Here is a 1,368-nt window from a genome sequence, read left to right on the forward strand (position 1 = left end):
TCTGTGACATCAAAAACCAAATGGCTAATGTCTATTCCAAAATATTTAATATCTTTATTCATAAGAAATGTTTTTTTTAAAGGACAATCTACGCGAGTTTCAACGACTTAAAATCGAGGTCTTAAAGCCTCATAGAACTGTACGAAATCTGTGTAGAAAAGAGAGGGGATTTTCAATGTTGACGAGATCTGAAGTCTCTGCGTATATAATAACCTTACTCCTCTCTTTTGTTCTTTCTAATTTATAAATCTTAATTTAGTGTTTTTATTTAATTGCTAACTTAAGCCGTGTATAATTAATTGCTTGGTTCTTGCCTACTTGCGAAAATTCCTGCGGAATTTTCACGGGTTCGTAAAAGTTTGCTAATTTAGTTGCTTAACCACGCAACTAACCATACACAACAACGTTGTACAACATAGATGAGAAACCTAGATTTAAACGAGATTATTGACAAAATTTCAGAATATACATCTGACATAAGATATTCTGACAGGGAACATTTGAAAGTTAAAATTCCTCAATTTTTACAATTCCTAGAGGAACAACCAATATCAAAACGGACAACTGAACGAATTGCGGAGGACTTTTCTGAACTCAAAAAAATGCTCAACATAGATAGAAATACTATGAGTTGGCAGAAAGAACAAAAACAAATTCTACTAACTCTTAAAACTAGAGAATATCAAGGAGCATTTGGATACTTTGAGATTTTAAATAAAAATCTGACCGAAAAGAAATACTCAAACCACTTTATTGAATTAGCCAATGAATGGTACGAACCACGAGGAAATTATCACAAGTATCACGAATTTTTTAATACTTACTTTTTTGAACCATTTATTGAACTTTTAGAATGGTATTTTAGAGAAAGTAAAATTGAGCAGGAGAAAGATTATTTTTCTAGAGAAGAAATTCTCAAATATGAAAATAATATTGAAATATTCGAAATACAATTACGGAAATTAGGTTTTGGTCAACAAATAATATTTGATGAGGCAGATGAAATTAAAGAATTGATTCTCGGCTTAAATAAAAAAAATTAGACTGAAGTAATTAAAGGGAAATTTGAAAACCTAATTATAGACGGAATTATATCAATCGAAATGGCTGAAATGCTTATTAAAACAATAACAGGAGAAGATTTAAAATTAAGGTAGAGAAAAACTACGTTGTACAACACCGTGTATAATTAATTGCTTGGTTCTAGCCTACTTGCGAATATTCCTTCGGAATATTCTCAGGTTCGTGGGTTTTTGTTAACTTAGTTGCTTAACCACGCAACTAACCATACACATCAACGTTGTGGCACATTTGAAAAACATCGAGATTTGATTAAAATATTTCAGAAATCATTAAAGAAAGAGCTTG

The 1,368-nt window shown here is 30.8% G+C and carries 1 protein-coding gene; it reads left to right on the plus strand.

Translation table 11 applies throughout. The annotated features are described in order from the left end of the window. Positions 1-419: 419 nt before the first annotated feature. Positions 420-1,043: a hypothetical protein gene (locus HM982_RS18370; RefSeq protein ID WP_179354772.1), complete on the plus strand. Its 624-nt coding sequence runs from the start codon at positions 420-422 to the stop codon at positions 1,041-1,043. Positions 1,044-1,368 lie beyond the last annotated feature (325 nt).

The organism is Winogradskyella vidalii (assembly GCF_013403955.1).
Lineage (GTDB): Bacteria > Bacteroidota > Bacteroidia > Flavobacteriales > Flavobacteriaceae > Winogradskyella > Winogradskyella vidalii.